Source organism: Rhizobium sp. FY34 (assembly GCF_005222845.1).
Lineage (GTDB): Bacteria > Pseudomonadota > Alphaproteobacteria > Rhizobiales > Rhizobiaceae > Neorhizobium.
The window spans coordinates 1-620 of record NZ_STFZ01000010.1; the positions used below are offsets into that span (position 1 = coordinate 1).

Genomic DNA, 620 nt, shown 5'->3' on the forward strand with positions numbered 1-620 from the left:
GACCAGGTTGACGACGCCGAGCTTCTCGAGCTCGTCGAGCTGGAAGTTCGCGAACTTCTGTCGTCCTACGACTTCCCCGGCGACGATATTCCGATCATCAAGGGTTCGGCTCTTGCTGCACTGGAAGATTCGGACAAGAAGATCGGCGAAGACGCCATCCGCGAACTGATGGCCGCTGTCGACTCCTACATCCCGACGCCTGAGCGTCCGATCGACCAGCCCTTCCTGCTGCCGATCGAAGACGTGTTCTCGATCTCCGGCCGTGGTACGGTTGTGACGGGTCGCGTTGAGCGTGGCATCGTCAAGGTTGGCGAAGAAGTCGAAATCGTTGGCATCCGCGCCACCTCCAAGACGACCGTGACCGGCGTTGAAATGTTCCGCAAGCTGCTCGATCAGGGCCAGGCTGGCGACAACATCGGCGCACTGGTTCGTGGCGTTCAGCGTGATGGCGTCGAGCGCGGCCAGATCCTGTGCAAGCCTGGCTCTGTCAAGCCGCACAAGAAGTTCATGGCTGAAGCCTATATCCTGACGAAGGAAGAAGGCGGCCGTCATACGCCGTTCTTCACCAACTACCGTCCGCAGTTCTACTTCCGCACGACGGACGTGACGGGTATCGTTTC

The 620-nt window shown here is 59.7% G+C and carries 1 protein-coding gene; it reads left to right on the forward strand.

Going from position 1 to position 620, the window contains the following annotated elements:
• Positions 1-620: EF-Tu/IF-2/RF-3 family GTPase (locus E8M77_RS07155; RefSeq protein ID WP_246659164.1), on the forward strand; the 620-nt coding region annotated here is incomplete at both ends.